The following is a 20,129-nucleotide window of genomic DNA, read 5'->3' as shown; positions in this document are numbered from 1 at the left end:
ACATGTGGAAATATTTTCTAAAACGTTTTTTGCTTATCTTTCCTACTTTACTTGGAATCACTTTCCTTGTATTTTTGATCTCCCATTTTGCACCGGGTGGCCCACTCAATAGCGAAATTGCAAAACTAAAAGGTTCTGGGAATTTAGCTGGTGCTTCTACCAAACAAATTTCGCAGGAAGAAATTGAACTCATCAAACAAAGACTTCATTTAGACAAACCAGCACCAGTTGCCTATTTACTTTGGCTTAAACAAATTGTTCAATTTGATTTGGGTGAGTCAAGATTACACTCACGTAAAGTATCCGACCTCATAGTAGAAAAACTTCCCATTTCATTATTCTTTGGTTTATCAGGTTTCTTTCTGACTTATTTAATTTGTATTCCTCTTGGAATTCAAAAAGCATTAAAGGAAGGGAGTCGATTTGATTTTATTTCTAGTTTTATAATCTTTTTCACATATTCACTTCCTGTTTTTGCTTTTGCGATGTTACTTTTGTATTTATTTGCATCGGGAGAAGTTTTTTCCTTTTTCCCATTGGGCCACGAAGTTTCAGACTTTTACGAAGAATTGAGTTTTTGGGGAAAGGTAAAAGACCGCTTAATGCATATGTTTTTACCTGTGATTTGTTATGTGGTTGGAAGTTTTGCTGTTCTTACACTACTCATGAAAAACAGTCTACTCGATCAAATTGCTAAAGAATATGTTAGGACTGCGGTTTCGAAGGGACTAAGTTTTTCGGATTCCATTTTTCATCATGCTTTTCGTAATTCACTCATTCCTATCGCCACAGGTTTCGGAAGTAATTTAACTTTAATTTTCTCTGGATCGTTGTTCATTGAGTTGGTTTTTAATATCGATGGGATGGGTCTTTTAAGTTTTGAAGCTGTAAGAGAAAGGGATACAGATCTTATGATGGGTTTACTTTTAACTCAAAGTTTTCTCGGCCTAATTGGAAAGATAGTCTCTGACTTTTGTTATATACTCATTGATCCGAGGATTGACTTCGAATGAACTTTATTTCAAATCCGGCAAACGTTCGTAAGTGGGAGAAGTTTAAAAAAAATAAACGAGCTTATTACTCGATGTTAATACTTTTTTACACTTATATTTTGTCTTTGTTTTCTCCATTACTCATAAACAACAAACCACTTTTTGTGGTATTTGAAGGAAGTGTTTCTTTTCCTATTTTTAGTTTTTATCCAGAAACAAAATTTGGCGGAAATAATTTAACAGAGCCAAATTATAAAAAATTAAACAGACAAGAACAATTTACAAACTCTTCAAACTATATGATATTCCCTCCCATTCCTTTTGGAGTCAATGAAGACAATTTAGATAGTTTAGAAGAAGGAACCAATCCTCCATCAAAACCAAACTTACGCCATTGGATGGGTACAGATGATAGGGGTAGGGATGTTTTTACTCGAATCATCTATGGATATAGAATTGCGATGACATTTAGTTTAATTTTGATCATTGTTGAGATTCTTTTAGCTTCCATTATCGGAGGGATCCAAGGATATTTTATGGGCAGATTGGATTTATTTTTACAACGAATCATCGAAATACTTTCTGCGATTCCATTTTTATATCTGATTCTAATCATGGGTTCTTTTTTTGGAAGAGGGTTTATGGTCCTTATTGTTACCTATGGTTCGTTGAGTTGGATAGGGTTAAGTTATTATATGAGAGGTGAGTTTTTAAAACTTCGCAACCAGCAGTTTGTTGATGCAGCAAAAACTTTAGGTGCCTCTTCGTTTTCCATCATTATGCGACATTTGTTGCCAAATTCGATTACACCACTTGTCACCTTCTTACCTTTTATTCTAATCTCTGCCATTTCCGTTCTTTCTGCTTTGGACTTTTTGGGATATGGTATTCCCGCACCGAATCCTTCCTGGGGTGAGCTGATCGGGCAAGGAAGAGAGAGGTTAACGGCATGGTGGTTGATTACCTTTCCTTCTGTGGCATTATTTTTAACGATTTTGTTTTCAGCATTTGTTGGGGAAGGACTCCGTGATGCATTTGATCCCAAAGACAAGGTGGCTTACGAATGAAAGAAATTGATAAAGCCATCCAAGTAAATGACCTTACCATCCAAATCAAAACTGACGATGGAATTTTACCTATAGTTGATAATGTTAATTTTTATCTGGCAAAGGGCGAAACCTTAGCTCTTGTCGGCGAATCTGGTTGCGGAAAATCGATTACAAGTTTGGCACTCACAAAGTTGTTGCCATCTAATACCACATTGTATCCTACCGGATCAATTTTATTTGAAGAACATGATTTACTCAAAATGTCTTCCGAGCACCTAATGTCTGTCAGAGGAAAAAAGATTTCTTATGTATTTCAGGAACCTTTTTCTGCCTTAAATCCTCTTCATAAAATTGGGGCTCAACTCACTGAAGGTTTTTTATTACATGGTCTTGGTTCCAAAAAAGAGGCAGAAGAAAAGGCAATTTACTTATTGGAAAGAGTAGGGATTACCGATGCCAAACTTAGGTTAGGGCAGTATCCGAATCAATTTTCGGGTGGTATGTTACAAAGAGTTTGTATTGCAATGGCACTTATGTGTGATCCTAAAGTTTTAATCGCAGATGAACCAACAAGCGCCATTGATGTTACCATCCAATTACAATTGATAGAACTTCTAAAAGACTTACGAAAAGAAAATGGGATGTCAGTACTGTTTATTTCCCATGACATTGGACTTGTTAGTCATATAGCAGATCGGATTGCCGTGATGTATGCAGGACGGATCATTGAACAAGGAAGTGTAGGTCAAATCATTGATACCCCAAAACATCCTTATACACAAGCATTAATCGCTGCTTACCCAACACATGAAAACATTGGCAAAAAACTTGTGACCATTGAAGGAATTGTTCCTTCTCCAAAATCTTACCCAACTGGTTGTCGATTCCATACTCGCTGTAATGATAAACTACCTATTTGTAGTGAGTCGATTCCGAAGGTTATTTCTTTATCTGATAACCAGTCAGTAGAATGTTTTTTATATGGAGGAAAGGAAAGTGCTTAATGTAAAAGATTTGGTAGTTTCTTATAAACAATCCCAATCACTTTCTTTTTCTACTAAGCGTCTTGTTGCTGTGGAAGGAGTCAGTTTTACAATCCCAGAAGGAAAAATTCTAGGCCTCGTTGGTGAATCGGGTTGTGGTAAATCTACGATAGGAAGGGCCATTTTGTCCTTATTACCTTTTGATTCAGGATCCATCCAATTTGAGAATCAGGAAATTAAAAACATTCCCAAAGAAAAATTAAAAGCACTAAAAAGGAAAATCCAAGTTGTCTTTCAGGATCCATATTCTTCGCTAAACCCTCGTTTTACGATCGAAGAAATTATTACGGAAGGTCTCCAAATTCATTTTTCCAATCATTCTGCTGCGGATAAAAAAGAAAAAGCAATAAAGGCACTTGCGGAAGTCAATTTGCCTGCAGATATTTTACATCGTTATCCTCATGAGTTTAGTGGTGGGCAGAGACAAAGGATTGCCATTGCTCGCGCTTTAATTTTAGAACCAAGTCTGGTTGTTTGCGATGAAGCAGTTTCTGCTTTAGATATTTCTACCCAAGCACAAGTAATTAATAATATTTTGTTATTACGTGAGAAATTTGGTCTATCTTATTTGTTTATATCTCATGACTTGAACATAGTAAAACATGTATCGGATCGAATCGCTGTCATGTATTTAGGACAAATTGTAGAGGAATGTAGTCGTGACGAGATCTCACAAAAACCATTACATCCTTATACAAAGGCATTGTTCTCAGCTAGTTTTGATCTTAAAGATAGAACCAAAATTTCACATCCTTTAGTTGGTGAAATTCCTAGTTTGATGAACAAACCACGTGGTTGTAGATTCCATACAAGATGTCCTATGGTTCAAGATATTTGTAAAATGGAAGAACCTGTGGAAACATTTCCTACACCAACACGTAGAGTAAAATGCCATTTCCCCTTGTTATAGAATTCTAATGAAATTAAGCATTCGTGACAAAATCAAAGGCGTTGTCGGTAAAATTTTGCTGACTTCTATTTTTGTAGTTTCGATGACTATGTTTTTTATTCTGTATCCACTGATAGCAGATGCAGACTATTATAAAAATTTAATTCTAGAGACAACAAACCAACTAACAGGCCTTGAGGTGAACTACCAAACTTCAGAACCTGTTTTTTTTCCTTTTCCTGGTATTGAACTCTCAGGGGTTACGGTTTCCAAAAATAACGATGAGTTGATTCAAGTCCACAAACTTAGGATCGAAGTTTATTATGGTGTCTTTATTGGTAAACCTCTAGAAATAAAAAAGATTTATCTCAATACAGGGACAGTTGAAATTGTGCGCGAAAAGGACGAATCTTTTCCACTTTTTGAACGAATCCTTTCGCCATCGGAACCACCCAAAATAGAATCCCCAAATCCTACTGAAGAAGTAACAGAATCAGAAACAAAGTATTATTTCTCAAAAGTTTTTGCAAACTTTGTAAACCAAATCGAAATCAAAAACATCACAATCCTCTTTGAAGACAAACTATACTCTCGTAATATCAAATTGTATCTCTGGGAAACTAGTTTTCAATTAGATCGAAAGATTAGAAATTTGGATGTTTATATCTATGGCAAGTTAAATGACGAACCAATTTCATTCAGTACAAATATGACTTTTGTAACTGAAGAAATGAGTTATGAATCATCAAGACTAGAGGGTGAGTTCTCATTTCAAAATTTAAAAGGAATCGATCTTCATGATATATTGATTATATTTACGTATGGGGATTTAAGATTTCTAAAAACAACTGGGAATATTCCCTTTTATAAAAGGGACGATACAAAAATTTATGCAGTTGTCGATCGATTGCATATTCGTGATTTAGCATTGCGAGATGGTAAAACCTTTGCTGATGGTCAAGTTTCAACAATCATGAACTATGATATTCGCGAAGATAAGTTGTCATTTGCTAATATCGTTGTAGATTGGAAAGGAAAATCCAAGTTAAATGGTTCGGGATATGTAAACTTTTTAAAACCTCCATTATCTCCAACAATTTCATTTGAAGGAACTTCCGATTATTTGGATGTTCCAAGCATCATTAAAGTAATAAAAATTTGGATCGATCCAGATTTTGAAAAATCCATTTTAACAAGAGACATTCCTAGCACTGGTTATGTGAATCGAATGAATATGTATTTGAATTTAAATTTAAGAAATCTAAATGCTGGAGACTTTCATGCTGATTCTTTGAAATTAAATGTTCATTATGCAAAAAGAAAATTAAATATCACAAAATATGAATTAAGGGCTTATGAAGGAATGGCTCTTGGAACAGGGCATTATTTATGGGGAAATAACGCTGGCCTCGAAATCAAAGGGAATGTTAAAAATTTAGCGATAGCACCGATTTTATCCGATCTTTTTAAAATTTCTCCCATAACAGGAAAGTTAGATTCTGAATTTGTTTTGAATTCGCCTGCTGATACAGAAGAAACACTTGTTAATAACTTACAAATCACTGGTAATATCAATGCAAAGAATGGTGAATTGTTAAGTTATACAAATATTTTAAAACCAATCAGTTCGATTGGAAGTGTAATCAATTTAAAAAAAGTGGATTTTAGTCGAGCAACACCGTATAACGAACTCAAGTTTGATTTCCGTTACGCAAAAGAAACCATTGAAGTTACAAATTTTAATCTAAAAGCAGATGGAATTGCGGGTTCTGGCGGTGGCAAAATTGCTTTCAATAAGAACATCGATATGAAATTCACTGTAGGTTTTCCTGGAGTTGCCGGAAGAGCCTTAAAACTTCCTATTATTTATCGAGGAACATACGGAGTTTCAACGCCATTTATCGATCCTATTTGGCTTGGTTCTGTTTATGCAGGAACAATTTTTTTAGCAAGTCCTGCTGGTGCTGCAGTTGGTGGAATTGCAGGATCTGCCATGTCTGAATATGTAAACAAAGCCGTGGATAATGTTACAGGCGGAGTACAAAAAGGTTGGAGAGGAATTAAATCTCTGTTTGGTGGAAAAGATGAGGAAGGGAAAACGGACGAATAATCTAGTTTAGTAAAGTTTCTTTGGTTGATAGTTTTTAAACCAAAACCTTTACTCCTCTTCGTTTCGAATCGGAATCCCTTCTTTTTTTAGAATTTTTAGTGCGTTTGTGGAACCGGAGACCCCATTTCGAATTTTGTAATCAAAATCCATTTGGCCACCTACTTCTAATTCAGTGAAATGAAATCTTTTGGCCCAAGAAATTTCTGCCAGTTTCAAATCATGTGTAGTTAAAAATACAATGGTTTGTTTTTCCCTTAAGACAGAAAGTATCTCTCTCGTTGCAATATAACGTTCTTTAGAATTGGTTCCTTTTAGAATTTCATCTAAAAATAAAACGGGGACTTGGTCGGAATGTTCTGCTGTTTGGATGATCGAAGACAATCTTCTTACTTCGCTGTAAAAAAAAGAAACTCCGTCCTCCATTGAATCTTGAGAACGAATCAATGTATGAATTTTAAATTTTGGAAATTTAAAATTAGAGCCGAGCACTGGCGCTCCAGAACCTGCAAGTAACAAAGACATGGCTATAGATCTAAGGTAAGTAGTTTTACCACTCATATTAGACCCAGTAACAATCATTAGATCTCCCGGTTCCATTGGGGTGAGAGGATTAAACACTCGGCTTGACTTTGGAAGGAGAGGATGGACTAAACTATCGGCACTAATAGTTCCTTGTGGAGCGAGTTCTGCAAAACGAGCTTCTGGAAACAAAAAACCAAAATTCACAAAAGGAAGTAAGGAATCTGTTTTTAAAATTTGAATTTGAAGATCATTCCAAAGATTTGCAAATTTATTTTTCCATTTTTCTAGGGATTTTATTTTCCAAAGATCCCACAAACATAAAAGATTTAATATCAGATGGGGTAAGGGAGAAATGAGTAACTCGGAGGAATCACCGAGTGAGGAAATTTGACCTATCATTTGTTTGGTGGTTTTTCTTTCTTTTGCCAAATAAATAAAAGTTTTTTGAAACCGGGTAGCACCAGAAGATAGTGCCTTAATCTCTTTCCATTGTTTTAAGGAATCACGGCGATAACTCACAAACAAAATTCCATTCCCAAGTAGAAAGAGTGGGAGGAGGGGTAAGTCAAATAACAATCCGAGAACCAAATAAATCGGAGAAAATACTCCCCAAATAGGGAAAAAAACCTTTAAAAACCTTCTTTTTTTCCAAAAGGAATCTTCCTTCTGTACTGGCGGTAATGATACTTTTTCGTTAGGTTCTGTATCCGGTACTAAAAACTTACGCAGGAGATGGTAGGCATAAGTGGAATTTTTATTTAGAATGTCTCGAACTTCCTCGGCACGGGATTGGAGTTTTGGATCTTCGATGGGTTCTTGTAAAAAACGTTTGAGGTAGGTCTGAAATCCCACTTCCGTGATGGTAGTATCATAAATCCCCAAAAATCCTTGTTTGGTGCAAAGATCCAAATCAATCGAAAGGGGATGGTTTCTGACACTTTCAGGATACTCCCAAATTTCTCGTGTTTTGATTTTTTTAAACTCACCACGGAGTTTTGCCAGCTCTTCTAAAATCAATGAGTTTGTTTTTTTGGCATATTGGATTTGAATTTTGCGTTTAGAATATAACTGAACTAAATATAGAAAAGGCAAAAGAATGAAAAGTGAATATACATACTCTTTCCAAGTTTGGTGGCTCAGATAACAAAATAGAAGTGCTGCTACAAAAGAGAAAAAAGTGATAAACCTAAATACAGAAACTTTTTTAAGTTTTTGCGAAAGGAATTGGATTTTGTTTTGGTAACGTTTCTCCCTTTGGGTTAGGAACAGATAAGTTGGATTAGTGGAAAAGAGGTCGTTCGTAATTTTCTTCTTCCCTGCGAGAAATCTCAGTGTCAAGAACACGGATGAGACTTCCTAAGTCATTTAATCTCCATTTGTCGATGAGACGACCTTTTTCCCGACCGGAAAATTTGTTTAAATACAGAGTGCCAAATAGGTCTTCCCCGTACTCATAAGCCACGAAACGCCCGCTTCGTCTGCCAGTAGAATTTTCCAATCGAATCGTCATGAACGAATACCAAAAATCAGAGAAAAAAAAATAGTACAAGCAAAATTTTTTACTTCAGGATATTCATTTTCCGGCGATACATATATTGGGGAAAGGCTACTTACCACGGATGGTGAGAAACCTTAAAAGACAGATACCCCGGAAACCGGAAAGCACGGAGGCTTGTATGGATTTCTATCCCGATATGAATTTGGAGTTTAAAAGCTCCTTTACGAAGACCAACCAGTTTTTAGCCAACACACAAGACGAAACCCTGCTCCCACAAATGGGACTTGCAGCTCGCAACCTACTCAATCTCGAACAAATGACCAAACTCCGCGAAATTCGCAAACGCCATTTGAAAAAAGGACACCAACGCGAAGGATTCCACTGGGACTAATTGCCTAAATTTCTCTTGACCATCTGAAAGTAGGGCCTATCATAAAGACCGCTTTTAGATGGAGAGATATGGCAAATAACCTAGCAGAAGTTTATAAGGAATCCGCAGAAAAATTCGGTCCAAGACCCGCATTCTGGTACAAGAATGCCCAAAAGGATTACCAAGCCCTCACTTACAAGGAACTTTACGAAGACGGGCTCGCATTGGCAGAAGCCCTCATTGAATTAGGGGTTAAGGCTAGAGAACACATTGGAGTTCTTGCTGACAACCGTAAGGAATGGATCATCGCCGATTGTGCGGTGTTAACTGCAGGAGCTGCAAACGTTCCACGTGGATCTGATATTACTGATTCTGAAATCGTTTATATTTTGAATCATTCCGAAGCGAAAATTGTTTTCGTAGAAAATGATAAAGTTTATGAAAAATATAAAAATAACAAATCGCAACTCAAATCAGTAAAAACTGTTATCATTATGGATAAAGATACCAAACTCAAATCAGGTTCTGGTATCCTTCATTTTTATGATCTCCTAGAACAAGGGAGAGATTTGCGTGCCAAAGGGAAACGCGAAGCAGAAAAACGAATGGCCGGTATCAAGCCGGACGATTTGTACACCCTCATTTACACTTCAGGAACAACAGGAATGCCGAAAGGGGTTATGCTCATGCATTCCAATATGATCCACCAAATGCATTATGTGGTTCCGCGTGTTGCTAAAGTATCACCTGATGATCGTTTGTTGTCCATCCTTCCTGTTTGGCATATTTTTGAACGAGTTGTGGAATACTTTGCCATCATCAACGGTGGTTCTACTTACTACACAAAAGTAACCGAACTGCGTAACGATATTCAAAAAGCAAGACCAACTTTTATGGCATCCGCACCACGTGTTTGGGAGAGTATTTATAACGGAATTTACACCCGAATCAATGACCCAAAACAAACTCCTCCTGTAAGAAGAGTTTTGTTTAAAGTTGCCTACTTCTTTTCTAAACATTACCATGCGGCAATTCGTTTCTTAAAAGGATGGGAAGTGGATTATGTAGGAAGAAACATCATTCAGTCCCTGGCTTTGTCTGTGGTTTCTATCATAAAGCTTTTGTTAACTGGTCCATTTACGGTAACGATCCTTACCATCCTTGCGGCACAGTTTGGTTTGCCTGAGGAAAGTCCTCTGAAAACTCCATTGTATGTGATTGCAGGGTTAGGGGTTTTATTTAATTCCTTTACTTTGGATCGCATTGTCCTAGCAAAAATTCGCCAAGCAACAGGCGGACATTTGCGTGCGACACTTTCCGGTGGTGGAGCACTTCAAAAACATGTGGATGCTTTCTTTATGGATATCGGAATCACTGTTCTTGAAGGTTACGGTATGACAGAAACTGGTCCTGTGATTTCCGCAAGAACCTTTGACCGTCCGATTATGGGTTCTGTGGGTGATATTGTACCCCTTAGCCAAGTCCAAATTCGCGACGATGCGGGAAATGTCCTTTGCCATATTGATGACAAAAAGAATATCATCTTTGGTAAGTTAGGTGTGAAAGGTGTGGTTCATATCAAAGGACCTCAAGTAATGAAAGGATATTACAAAAATCCTGAAACTACTAAAAAAACCATAGTGGACAATTGGATGAACACCGGTGATATCGGGATGATTAACTTCAAAAAAACACTGACTCTTACTGGTCGTGCGAAGGATACAATCGTTCTACTCGGTGGAGAAAACGTAGAACCGGTTCCAATTGAAAACAAAATTGATGAATCACCTTACATCAAACAGTCGATGATTGTGGGCCAAGACCAAAAAGTTCTCGGAGCTATCATTGTTCCTGACTTTGATGCACTCATTCCTTGGGCGGAAGAAAACGGAATTTCAGAAAAAAATCCTGAGAAACTAATTACTAATCCAAAGGTTGTAGATTTCTACAAAAAGGAAGTTCGTAATTTTAACAGTGTTAAAACTGGATTCAAAAACTTCGAACAAGTGCAGTATGTAACACTCATTACAAAACCATTTGAGGTTGGAGATGAACTTACTAACTTAATGAAGATGAAACGACACGTAATTACGGAAAAATACAAAGACAGAATTTTGGAACTCTACAAAAACAGTTAATATGACTCCTTTTGCAGAGATCTTTCATGGAGACCGCATCTTGGAAATCAAGATGCAGTCGAATGAAAAGAACACTTTCGATTTCGAAGCCTTTGTATTATTCGAACAAATCTTAAACAAACACGCAAAAAATCCCAATTTGCGTGTTTTGCTTTTTACATCCGCACAAACACAGTTTTTTTCCAATGGGATTGAACCCACTCTCATGTATGGAAAAACAGAATCCGATGTTCGTAAATCCGTTGAACAGTTGTTAAGAACCGCGCAAACTTATTTTCACTTTCCTGTTCCTACGATTGCTGTAGTCAACGGACATTGTATGGCGGCGGGAGCAGTGTTTGCATTGTTCTCTGATTACCGGTTCATGGTGGACAAAGGGGCAAGGATTGGTTTTTCCGAAGCTATTGTGGGACTCAACTTTCCATCAATACCTACCATTGTTTTACAAGACTTGGTGGGTGTAAAAGTTACACGTGATCTTTTATTCACAGGCAAACAAATCAAAGGTCCTGAAGCCAAAGAAATTGGTCTAGTGGATGAATTGTTTAGCGCCGAAACATTGTTTGGTGAATCGTTGAAATTTGCCGAATCTCTTTCCAAACTCACAAACAATTCCAGCCGTGGGATGAAAACTGCCTTACGCGAACCGTATAGAAAAACAATGGAATCTTTATTCCAAATTGATGCTGACCTATTTACAAAAGTCATTTTGTCTCCTGATGGACAGGAAGGATTTTTATCACTGATCGAAAAACGCCGGCCTAAGTTCAGTACTTGAATTTAGGTTCGTACTTTGTTTGATTGTTTCGACATTTTGAGTAAAATTCTGTGTTGGACGTAAGTTTCCTAAAACTAGCCCGTTGACTCTATCATCACATTCAAAAGTCTAACGATAAGGAGTTTATTTATGTCAGAAAATCATTATTACAACGCAAAAGATCTAGGAAAGTTTGGAGAAATTGGAAGAACCAATCCTGCTCTTGCGGATAAATTTTTCGGATATTACAATGCAGTGATGGCGGAAGGTGCACTGACCGAAAGAGAAAAAGCCCTGATTGCTCTGGCTGTGGCTCATGCGCTCAAATGCCCGTACTGTATTGATGCCTATACCACCACTTCACTCCAAAAAGGTGCCGATGAAGCACAGATGAATGAAGCCGTTCATGTCGCAGCAGCAATGGCTGCTGGAATCAATTTGGTTCATAGTGTCCAAATGCAAAACAAAATTGATGAACTTTCTTTTTAGTTTATGAATGTAACGGAACAACAGACCACCTTACGTTCGTATAGTGGGAAACCATTTCATGAAACTGTTGGGAAATCCATCCCTGCAAGATCTCTAAAGGTTTTCCAAATCAATGTGGGACGTTGGTGTAACCAGGCCTGTCGACATTGCCATGTGGATGCATCACCTATCCGCACCGAGGTGATGGACCGGGCCACAGTAGATCTATGTTTGGAATTAATTTCAAAAATCCCAGAAATAGAAACCGTTGATATAACAGGTGGTGCACCCGAAGGAAATCCGAATTTTAAATACCTTGTCGAAGAGGTACGTAAATTAGGAAAACGGGTGATGGATCGTTGTAATTTAACGATTTTAGAAGAGCCAGGTTACGAGTGGTTGTATGATTTTTTAGTGACTCATAAGGTTGAACTTGTATCTTCTCTTCCTTCTGTTTTGGAAAATACCACAGACAACCAAAGAGGAAAAGGTGTATTTCAAAAGTCTATCACCGCCTTAAAGAAGTTAAATGCACTCGGTTATGGGACCACACTTCCAATCAACTTAGTGTATAATCCCAATGGACTTTTTTTAAGTTCGGGACAAGTGCAGTTGGAAAAAGAATATAAGGATACTTTATTTAAAAAGTATGGAATTGTTTTTAACAAATTGTTTTGTATCAATAATCTTCCCATCAATCGGTTCCTTGGATCTTTGGTAAGAGCCGGAAAATTTGAAATGTATATGGAAACTTTAGTCAATGCATACAATCCCGCCACTGTGGCAGGGCTTATGTGTTTGGACCAAATTTCCGTAGGATATGATGGTTCTGTGTATGATTGTGACTTCAATCAAATGTTAGATTTGAAATCGAGAGAAGTAAAACATATCAAGGATTTCGATTTGCCAACTTACCTGAGCCGAGAAATCGTAGTAGCAAATCATTGTTACGGATGTACTGCTGGTGCAGGATCTAGTTGTGGTGGGGAGATTGTTTAGATGTCGATTCAAAATGAAAAAGACCTTCAGGGAATTTTAAAAGCAGGTAAGTTTGTCGCAAAGGTTCGCGAACTTTTAAAACTACTCGCTAAACCAGGAGTCTCCACTTTGGAACTAGACAACATTGCCAAACTGGAATTTGAAAAAGCCGGTGCCTTTTCTGCTCCTAAGTATGATTACAAATTTCCCGGATTTACCTGTATCAGTACCAATTTTGAAATTGCCCATGGAATTCCTAAACAAGATACCATCTTAAAAAATGGAGATTTAATCAATATTGACGTTTCTGCCAAACTGGATGGTTATTATGCAGACACAGGAATTTCTTTTGTTGTGGGAAATGCAAACGAAACACTTCATAAGTTGTGTGAAACAGCGATTGAAGGAACGATGCGAGCCACAAAACAGGCGTTTACCGGAAATTATTTGCGAAACATTGGAAGAGAAATTCATTCCGCTGCCGTGGAAAATGGATTTACTGTGATTAAAAATTTAGCAGGTCACGGTACGGGAAAAAAACTCCATGAAGAACCACAAGTTTTGGTTTATGAAGAAAAACGTGACCAAAGAAAATTGGGGAACGGCCTTGTCCTTGCCATCGAATCTTTTATATCTACAGGAAGCCAAACCGCTTACGAAGAAGAAGATGGTTGGACACTCGTGGCAAGTAACCGTCGCGGGGAACTCAGTTATGTGGCACAATGTGAACATACTGTCATTGTCCAAAATGGAAAACCCATCATCGCCACACTTTGACTTTAGAAATCATCGAATCAGGTGCTTCTGAGGAAAATGTTAGAGGTGTCCTTGTCCTTTGGCCGAGTACTGGTGGCAATGCTAGATCTTTTCGGATTCGCGATGGTGAACTGGAGACATTGGGCCTTCGGCTGATCAAGTTCAATCCTCCTTCCCATGGAAATTCCCAAGGGAATTATGACCCCAAAACAGCCATACAATTGTTAGATGCCTATTTAACAAAATCTGGATACAAAAACAAAGAATTGTATGGAATTGGGCATAGTGGGGGCGGGGCAGCCCTGATGATGTATGCCAAAGAAGTTCCTTTTCAAAAATTATTTTTACTATCTCCCATTTTGGATAGTGTTCTTAGCCTTCGATATTTGTACGAATCAGGTTCTATCGAAGAGTTTAGTCGTCTCCTTCTTTTACCGGAACTGTCCGATGATTTGTCTCCCAACAAACAAATATTAGAGACTCTATCAAAATCTGATTGGTTAGATACGGGAGAGGTCGACCATCTGAATGTTCCCGTTCAAAACTCTCGGATCCGATTAGATGATTTATCTCTATTTTTAAAGAATCTTTTTTTACCTGGATTTGTGGTAGATCCAACTCTACTTCAAAAACGAACTAACTACAATATCTTCTTACCGAGAGAGGACAAGTGGTTCCCCAAAGAATTCACAACTTGTTTTGCAAAAGAGAACGGATTAAACTGTTTCGAAATCCCAGAAGCTCCCGACCATTTTTTTTCTACTTCCTGGCTTACCGTCTGGAAACAAATCCAAAAGATTGGATTTTAAAAGAAAGCATTCAGATCCATCCAAGAATTTCATTTAATTCGTTTACAAATGAACTAGAGTCATTTAGAATTTCCACCTGTATCTTTAGAGCTAAGATGATTTGGTTCTGATACAAAAGGAGGATTTGTGGAAACTATTTACTATACACTCATTGGATTTGCGTTATGGACTTTGGGACTTGGTGTCTTTTTGACTACGTATCGAAGTATTTTGGTATTACTTGGAAAAAAGAAATCAAATGAATTTCCAGCTGGGATCCAACATGGTTCCGATTTTAATTGGAGATTGAACCGCGCCCATCTCAACAGTTTGGAAAATCTTCCACTTTTTTTAACGGTTGTATTTTTAACGGCAAGTTTCGGAAAAATTGATAGTTTTGCCAACCAAGCCGGCCTTGTGATTTTAGGAGCAAGGATATTACAATCCCTCACTCATCTAACATCAACTAGCGTATTGGCTGTTAATACCAGATTTACATTTTATATGATTCAAATTGTAACCTATATCGTTCTTCTGGTTCGCCTTGTTTAGACACCTTCCCGTTTGAGGTCGCGACTCATAAGCGCTTTGACTACTTCTTTCGGATCTTTATCTTCGTATAACATTCGATAGACTTCTTGGGTGATGGCCATTTCCACACCCAGTTTGTCAGAAAGATTTTTTGCAGAAAGTGTGGTTTTGACACCTTCTGCAACTTCGTTCATAGAAGCTAAAATATCTTTTAGTTTTTCACCTTTACCCAAACGAAAGCCAACTGTCCGATTTCTGGATCCTTCCCCACAACAGGTGAGAACCAAATCTCCCATTCCCGATGGCCCAAGGAAAGTCATGGGATCAGCTCCCATTTTGATTCCCATCCTTGTGATCTCGTTTAACCCGCGTGTGATGAGAGCAGCTCTTGTATTTTGGCCAAACCCAAGTCCGTCGGCAACACCTGCAGCAATCGCGATGACGTTTTTTAAAGCACCACCCACTTCAACTCCAACCACATCGGGGGTCCAATAAGTTCGGAAGTAAGTAAAACTAAAGATCTCTTGCACTCGTTTGGCGGTGGCTTCGTTTTTGGACGCAATGGAAACAATGGTGGGAACTCGTTTCACCATTTCTTTGGCAAAGCTGGGTCCAGAGAGATAAGAAAGCTGCGAGTGGAATTGTCCAGGAAGTTCGGATTCAAAAATTTCGGAAACAAGCCGTAGGCTTTCGTTTTCGATCCCCTTGGAGGCAGACACAATCGGCACTTTGGGTGGAATATGGTCTTTAATTTCTTTCAGAATCCCCGAGAGTGCATGGCTTGGGGGAGCCGAAACAATCATATCTTTGTCTTTGACAACATGGACAAGATTGGTATCCGCTTTTAATTTCTCTGGGAGTACCAAATCGGGCATATGTTTGGTATTCATATGATTTTCAGTTATGGATCTTGCTTGATCCTTACTTCGAGTCCAAAGGGTCACGTCATAACCCTTGTCCGCTAAAATACTACCTAGTGCAGTGCCAAAACTTCCGGCGCCTATGATACCAATCTTCATGAGGTCTGTATTTTAAATCTGCTTTCCAAAAAGGCAATAGAAAATAAAAATTAAAATATGCTTTTAACGGATCTTCTCCGTTTCAATCCACTGAATCTCTTTTTGCCACCCAAAGTGGTCCCAAAGAGTAATTATAAGGTTACCTTACTTTTAGGTAGCTTACGAAAGGTCATAGCCACCGAGATCATTGCTGAGGATCCAGACTTAGAGAGTTTGGATGTCTCTTCTGCCAAGGGTGAAGTCATACTGACCGGAGTTTACCGAATGGGATGGTTATGGATTGCTCGTTTTTTGAAAGTAGAATCCATTCACTACCGGGTACGTTTGAAACCAGTATCGGTCAAAGACAACAAAGCTCGGTTAAAGATTGTTGGATATCGAGTTTGGGATACAAAACCGAGACGTTTTGACTTTGTTAGGTGGTTTGGAAAAGTAGATCCTTTTCACAAAAAAAAGGTATTTGAATCCATCTTAAATGCTGCCCCTCATATTTTATCAATTACAGGCCTACAATGGGAAATTCTTTTTGATTTGAATTATTTTTTGAATTTGGTTCCTTCCATTGCTGGTAAAATTGATATCCAATACATCATTGGTGACAACAACGAATTGTATATATTTGTAAGATCATCCACCATTCTAAAACCTCTTGTTGATTTTTTTGGACCTGAATATTTAAAGATCGATTATATCGAAGAGGATCGAGATATTCAGATGTTACTATGGGAAAATGAATAAATGAAAATCATTTATCTAACGGATATCCATGATGGACTTCATGGTCTAAAACGAATTCTGCAAACCACTGCGGCAGATTTGTATATGTTTTCCGGAGATATTATTTATAAGGCTTTTTTTTCTTTTGATCGTATCATCGATTTTTGTGGAGTCCAAGAAGAGTTATATTATTTGTTAACGGAACGAAAAGACGATTCCACTCCTTTTGATTTTACAACACATGCCATTCGTTTTCCAGAAAAGTATTCGACGGCCATTGTAGAAAAATCGCAAAAGTATCGTGACTTGTATAAACTCGCTGCCAAAACGATGAAAGAAAAATATGAGATCATCGAAAAACTAATCATTAAATACGCAAAGTCGCCTGTTTACTGTTTGCCGGGAAATTATGATTTAGATTTACAATATACCGAATTATACCAACGCGAAGTTCATAGAAAAAGTTTTGAATTTGCAAATTTAAAAGTGTCAGGTTATGGGGGAGCTCCCATTTGGACTTCTGGAATCCCTGAGAAACTAACTGTTGTTTTTCATGAGTACACAAAGAACGGAAAAAACTATAGTGAACCAGAAGATTTTTTTCGAGAAGAACTCCCCGACATTTGTTGGATTCATAATCCTGCTTATGGTTATTTCGATAACATTCCTGGAGTTGGGAAATGTGGAAGCCAAGGGATTCGTCGTTATTTGGATGATGAGTCTCCTTCTCTTGTGGTTTCCGGTCATGTACACGAAGACCAAGGAATCAAAAAAACAAGAAATACTGTTTTTATCAACCCATCTAACTTTGGTGCTGTGGACTCTTTACATGGATTTCAAGAAGGTGGATATTTTGCCGAAATTCTTATGGAAGGGAAAAAAGTAGTTCAATCTAATCTTTGTCAATTGCGAGGAGAAAATTGGCATACTCTGATTGAAGTGGATTGTTCTGAAAAAGAATTGAAGTTAATTTCACAAAACCCGATTTCCACAGTGAGTTCCGAAGATTATATCCGAGGTAATTAGATGGTCACCTTTCTAACGATCTGTGGTGTCCTATTTACGGTTGCATTTTTTTTGTATGCTCTCTCTGCGGTTGACAACCAAAGTTTAGATAAAAAAGAAAAGGAACGTCTCGCAAGAGAAGGTAACTTACGAGTTGGGGATCCAAGAAAAGTATACGGAAAAGAAAAAGATCCGAATTTACCCAGGCTTCGCCTATGTCCTGTTTGTGGAACAGTACTCAACAAAAACGAATTTTTATACGCTGCTATTTCTGCTTATACAAATAGTGAGGGGAAAAAACAGGCACAAATTTACGGATGTAAATACTGTTATTTGATTTTGGATTCTGAAAAAAATAAAACAGATTCTTCTTCTAGTGACAATGGATTTGGGCCACCGACCCCCACGGATGAATTATGAAACCGGGACTTGATTTATCACAAAGTTTATCTTCTCTTAAAGGAATTGGACCTAAACGAAGAACCATTCTTTTGGAACATGGAATCTCAACTTTTTTTGAACTCCTTACTTATTTTCCACGTCGTTATTTGGATCGTAACTTTACAAAAGATATTATTTTAAAACAAGGGGATGTGGTCACTCTCCTTGGAACCATCGCTGATAGTTATATTGTTCATGGAAAAAAAAGTAGGTTACACGTTGGATTTAGAACCTTAAACAATGAACGTATCAATTTAGTATTTTTTCGTGGTGTGAATTTTTTTCATAAGATCTTTGCCGTTGATAGAAAGGTTGTGATCTCAGGAAAACTAGAATACTTCAAAGGTTACCAAATCGTTCATCCTGAGTATGAATTTTTATCTGATAAAGATGATCCAGAAGATTCCATCCATGCAGGTCGTATCATTCCCCTTTATCCGTCCACAGAAGCACTGAAAGAAGAGGGCCTTGATTCCAAGGGATTACGTAAATTGATACATCAGGTTTTGGAAGGTGGAAGTATCACGGAAAACCTACCACAGAAACTTGTCAAAAAACGAGAGTTACTTGGTCGAGATAAAGCCTTCCATGAAATTCATTTCCCTGAGACAATGGAAGCCGTACAAATTGCACGGAAACGATTTGCTTACGAAGAGTTTTTTTATTTTCAAAGACTCCTTCTTTACAAACAAAGAGAAAGGCAAAAAATTAAACGTATGCTTTGGCCACTTCCAAAATCTCCTTCCAGGGAAAATTTGGAAAAAAATCTTCCCTTCGAATTGACGGAAGATCAAAAAATTGCCGTAAATACCATTTTATCTCAAACTAGTTCGGATTCTCCCTCCGCTTTTTTATTACAAGGGGATGTGGGCTCTGGAAAAACCATAACAGCCTTACTCATTGGTCTTCATTATATCGATAACCATATCCAAGTGGTTTTTTTAGCACCAACGGAAATTTTGGCCCGCCAACATTACCAAACCATTTATAAATTTATGGGGAATATGCCTTTTCTTGGCATTGAACTACTGCTTGGTGGTGAGAATAAAAAAATTCGATTGGAAAAATTGGCAAGAATCAAAGCTGGTGAATCCAATATCATCATTGGAACTCATTCTTTATTACAAGAAGATGTAGTTTTTTCTGATCTTGGACTTGTTGTGATTGATGAACAACATAAGTTCGGTGTCGACCAAAGAGAAACCATTCGATCCAAAGGGAAAAATCCTGATATTTTGGCGATGACGGCCACACCAATTCCTCGAACACTTTGTCTTACTTTGTATGGAGATTTAACTTTAGTTAATATCAAAACTAAACCCAAAGGGCGTAAACCCATTGACACTCGTTGGTACAAGGAAGATCGAAGGACTGGCGTTTACAATTCGATTCGTAAATATGTAAGTTCAGGTAGACAATGTTATATTGTTTATCCGTTAGTGGAAGAATCGGAAAAGGTAGATTTAGAATCTTGTACAGTTGCTTATGAAAACTTAAGAACGAATGTATTTCCTGATTTGAAAATTGGTTTGTTACATGGGAAAATGAAAAGTGCCGAAAAAGAATTGGTGATGGAAAAATTCAAATCGGGAGAAATCCAAATCCTTGTCACAACCACTGTGGTGGAAGTGGGAGTGGATGTTCCCAATGCTACCATTTTAGTAGTCGAACATGCGGATCGGTTTGGAATTTCCCAATTACACCAGTTACGTGGTCGCGTAGGAAGAAGTGATATTGAAAGTTTTTGTATATTGATGACGGGTGATTTTATCAGTGACGAAGGAAGGGATCGTTTGGAAGCACTTGTCACTTCCAATGATGGCTATTATTTAGCCGAAAAGGATTTGGCGATTCGGGGACCAGGGGAACTTCTTGGAGTTAAACAAAGTGGTTTACCTGAGTTTAAAATTGCCGATTTAGTGACCGATCGTAGTTTACTTGATGAAGCCAAAGAAGATGCTTCTTCCTTTCCTTTGGATGATCCGAGTGAAATCGCAGAATTGAGTACAAGATTCAGTGAAGGCAAATTTTTATTTGCGAATTAGTCCTTAATTTTTT

The 20,129-nt window shown here is 37.7% G+C and carries 20 protein-coding genes; 17 read left to right on the top strand and 3 right to left on the bottom strand.

Features of this window, described 5'->3' with window-relative positions; translation table 11 throughout:
* Window positions 1–2 precede the first annotated feature (2 nt).
* Genes EHR07_RS09830 through EHR07_RS09810 form a run of 5 tightly spaced genes read left to right on the top strand, consistent with a single transcriptional unit; the run spans window position 3 to window position 6,083 of the window.
* The gene (locus EHR07_RS09830; protein WP_135744929.1) at window positions 3–1,013 is read left to right on the top strand and encodes an ABC transporter permease subunit; all 1,011 of its coding nucleotides are present in this window, start codon (window positions 3–5) and stop codon (window positions 1,011–1,013) included.
* Window positions 1,010–2,059, top strand: coding sequence for an ABC transporter permease subunit (locus tag EHR07_RS09825; protein WP_135744928.1), 1,050 nt, complete (start codon window positions 1,010–1,012; stop codon window positions 2,057–2,059). The genes EHR07_RS09830 and EHR07_RS09825 overlap by 4 nt, the downstream gene beginning before the upstream one ends.
* Window positions 2,056–3,045, top strand: a complete 990-nt coding sequence (locus EHR07_RS09820; protein ID WP_135744927.1) for an ABC transporter ATP-binding protein — start codon at window positions 2,056–2,058, stop codon at window positions 3,043–3,045. The genes EHR07_RS09825 and EHR07_RS09820 overlap by 4 nt, the downstream gene beginning before the upstream one ends.
* Window positions 3,038–3,994 carry an ABC transporter ATP-binding protein gene (locus EHR07_RS09815; protein ID WP_135744926.1) on the top strand — a complete coding sequence of 319 codons (957 nt, stop codon included), beginning with the start codon at window positions 3,038–3,040 and terminating at the stop codon, window positions 3,992–3,994. The genes EHR07_RS09820 and EHR07_RS09815 overlap by 8 nt, the downstream gene beginning before the upstream one ends.
* 7 nt (window positions 3,995–4,001) lie before the next feature.
* Window positions 4,002–6,083 (top strand): AsmA family protein, encoded by a 2,082-nt coding sequence (locus EHR07_RS09810; protein ID WP_135744925.1) that lies wholly within the window; start codon window positions 4,002–4,004, stop codon window positions 6,081–6,083.
* A 48-nt stretch (window positions 6,084–6,131) separates the two neighbouring features.
* Here EHR07_RS09810 and EHR07_RS09805 read toward each other — a convergent pair whose 3' ends face one another.
* Window positions 6,132–7,655: a MutS-related protein gene (locus EHR07_RS09805; RefSeq protein WP_135746243.1), complete on the bottom strand. Its 1,524-nt coding sequence runs from the start codon at window positions 7,653–7,655 to the stop codon at window positions 6,132–6,134.
* A 229-nt stretch (window positions 7,656–7,884) separates the two neighbouring features.
* Entirely contained in the window at window positions 7,885–8,115 is a 231-nt protein-coding gene (locus EHR07_RS19180) for a hypothetical protein (protein WP_012476097.1), read from the bottom strand.
* Window positions 8,116–8,281: 166 nt separating this feature from the next.
* Here EHR07_RS19180 and EHR07_RS09795 point away from each other — a divergent pair, with 166 nt between their 5' ends.
* The 8 genes from EHR07_RS09795 (at window position 8,282) to EHR07_RS09760 (ending at window position 14,910) form a co-directional block, all read left to right on the top strand.
* Window positions 8,282–8,494 (top strand): hypothetical protein, encoded by a 213-nt coding sequence (locus EHR07_RS09795; RefSeq protein ID WP_238734641.1) that lies wholly within the window; start codon window positions 8,282–8,284, stop codon window positions 8,492–8,494.
* A gap of 68 nt (window positions 8,495–8,562) precedes the next feature.
* Entirely contained in the window at window positions 8,563–10,611 is a 2,049-nt protein-coding gene (locus EHR07_RS09790; protein ID WP_135744924.1) for an AMP-dependent synthetase/ligase, read from the top strand.
* Window position 10,612: 1 nt separating this feature from the next.
* Window positions 10,613–11,389, top strand: coding sequence for an enoyl-CoA hydratase/isomerase family protein (locus EHR07_RS09785; RefSeq protein WP_135744923.1), 777 nt, complete (start codon window positions 10,613–10,615; stop codon window positions 11,387–11,389).
* 129 nt (window positions 11,390–11,518) lie between these two features.
* Window positions 11,519–11,857 carry an arsenosugar biosynthesis-associated peroxidase-like protein gene (locus tag EHR07_RS09780; RefSeq protein ID WP_100725422.1) on the top strand — a complete coding sequence of 113 codons (339 nt, stop codon included), beginning with the start codon at window positions 11,519–11,521 and terminating at the stop codon, window positions 11,855–11,857.
* 3 nt (window positions 11,858–11,860) lie between these two features.
* Entirely contained in the window at window positions 11,861–12,835 is a 975-nt protein-coding gene (arsS, locus tag EHR07_RS09775) for an arsenosugar biosynthesis radical SAM (seleno)protein ArsS (protein WP_135744922.1), read from the top strand.
* A complete protein-coding gene (gene map, locus EHR07_RS09770; RefSeq protein ID WP_135744921.1) occupies window positions 12,836–13,591 on the top strand; it encodes a type I methionyl aminopeptidase in 756 nt (251 codons plus the stop codon).
* Window positions 13,588–14,379 (top strand): alpha/beta hydrolase family protein, encoded by a 792-nt coding sequence (locus tag EHR07_RS09765; RefSeq protein ID WP_135744920.1) that lies wholly within the window; start codon window positions 13,588–13,590, stop codon window positions 14,377–14,379. Before map ends, EHR07_RS09765 begins: the two co-directional genes overlap by 4 nt.
* Before the next feature lie 126 nt (window positions 14,380–14,505).
* Window positions 14,506–14,910: an MAPEG family protein gene (locus EHR07_RS09760; RefSeq protein ID WP_135744919.1), complete on the top strand. Its 405-nt coding sequence runs from the start codon at window positions 14,506–14,508 to the stop codon at window positions 14,908–14,910.
* On the opposite strand, the gene EHR07_RS09755 is transcribed toward EHR07_RS09760, so the two are convergent.
* Window positions 14,907–15,908 (bottom strand): NAD(P)H-dependent glycerol-3-phosphate dehydrogenase, encoded by a 1,002-nt coding sequence (locus tag EHR07_RS09755; protein WP_135744918.1) that lies wholly within the window; start codon window positions 15,906–15,908, stop codon window positions 14,907–14,909. The two genes, EHR07_RS09760 and EHR07_RS09755, sit on opposite strands and share 4 nt — an antisense overlap.
* A gap of 57 nt (window positions 15,909–15,965) precedes the next feature.
* Here EHR07_RS09755 and EHR07_RS09750 point away from each other — a divergent pair, with 57 nt between their 5' ends.
* From EHR07_RS09750 to recG, 4 genes are read left to right on the top strand one after another with little or no spacing between them, the layout of a single operon-like run.
* The gene (locus EHR07_RS09750; RefSeq protein WP_135744917.1) at window positions 15,966–16,646 is read left to right on the top strand and encodes a hypothetical protein; all 681 of its coding nucleotides are present in this window, start codon (window positions 15,966–15,968) and stop codon (window positions 16,644–16,646) included.
* Window positions 16,647–17,651 carry a metallophosphoesterase family protein gene (locus EHR07_RS09745; RefSeq protein WP_135744916.1) on the top strand — a complete coding sequence of 335 codons (1,005 nt, stop codon included), beginning with the start codon at window positions 16,647–16,649 and terminating at the stop codon, window positions 17,649–17,651. It begins immediately after the preceding gene.
* Entirely contained in the window at window positions 17,652–18,050 is a 399-nt protein-coding gene (locus EHR07_RS09740) for a hypothetical protein (RefSeq protein WP_135744915.1), read from the top strand.
* On the top strand, window positions 18,047–20,116 hold the full coding sequence (gene recG, locus EHR07_RS09735; RefSeq protein ID WP_135744914.1) for an ATP-dependent DNA helicase RecG: 2,070 nt from the start codon (window positions 18,047–18,049) through the stop codon (window positions 20,114–20,116). The genes EHR07_RS09740 and recG overlap by 4 nt, the downstream gene beginning before the upstream one ends.
* Window positions 20,117–20,129: the final 13 nt, after the last annotated feature.

Source organism: Leptospira bandrabouensis (genome assembly GCF_004770905.1).
GTDB classification, from domain to species: Bacteria; Spirochaetota; Leptospiria; order Leptospirales; family Leptospiraceae; genus Leptospira_A; species Leptospira_A bandrabouensis.
Note: the sequence above shows the minus strand (reverse complement) of the source record. Positions and strands in the feature narration are given on the sequence as shown.

Coding starts and splice junctions, on each gene's coding strand:
- EHR07_RS09830 (WP_135744929.1), top strand. CDS start 3: ATGTGGAAATATTTTCTAAAACGTTTTTTGCTTATCTTTCCTACTTTA.
- EHR07_RS09825 (WP_135744928.1), top strand. CDS start 1,010: ATGAACTTTATTTCAAATCCGGCAAACGTTCGTAAGTGGGAGAAGTTT.
- EHR07_RS09820 (WP_135744927.1), top strand. CDS start 2,056: ATGAAAGAAATTGATAAAGCCATCCAAGTAAATGACCTTACCATCCAA.
- EHR07_RS09810 (WP_135744925.1), top strand. CDS start 4,002: ATGAAATTAAGCATTCGTGACAAAATCAAAGGCGTTGTCGGTAAAATT.
- EHR07_RS19180 (WP_012476097.1), bottom strand. CDS start 8,115: ATGACGATTCGATTGGAAAATTCTACTGGCAGACGAAGCGGGCGTTTC.
- EHR07_RS09795 (WP_238734641.1), top strand. CDS start 8,282: ATGGATTTCTATCCCGATATGAATTTGGAGTTTAAAAGCTCCTTTACG.
- EHR07_RS09790 (WP_135744924.1), top strand. CDS start 8,563: ATGGCAAATAACCTAGCAGAAGTTTATAAGGAATCCGCAGAAAAATTC.
- EHR07_RS09785 (WP_135744923.1), top strand. CDS start 10,613: ATGACTCCTTTTGCAGAGATCTTTCATGGAGACCGCATCTTGGAAATC.
- EHR07_RS09780 (WP_100725422.1), top strand. CDS start 11,519: ATGTCAGAAAATCATTATTACAACGCAAAAGATCTAGGAAAGTTTGGA.
- arsS (WP_135744922.1), top strand. CDS start 11,861: ATGAATGTAACGGAACAACAGACCACCTTACGTTCGTATAGTGGGAAA.
- map (WP_135744921.1), top strand. CDS start 12,836: ATGTCGATTCAAAATGAAAAAGACCTTCAGGGAATTTTAAAAGCAGGT.
- EHR07_RS09755 (WP_135744918.1), bottom strand. CDS start 15,908: ATGAAGATTGGTATCATAGGCGCCGGAAGTTTTGGCACTGCACTAGGT.
- EHR07_RS09750 (WP_135744917.1), top strand. CDS start 15,966: ATGCTTTTAACGGATCTTCTCCGTTTCAATCCACTGAATCTCTTTTTG.
- EHR07_RS09745 (WP_135744916.1), top strand. CDS start 16,647: ATGAAAATCATTTATCTAACGGATATCCATGATGGACTTCATGGTCTA.
- EHR07_RS09740 (WP_135744915.1), top strand. CDS start 17,652: ATGGTCACCTTTCTAACGATCTGTGGTGTCCTATTTACGGTTGCATTT.
- recG (WP_135744914.1), top strand. CDS start 18,047: ATGAAACCGGGACTTGATTTATCACAAAGTTTATCTTCTCTTAAAGGA.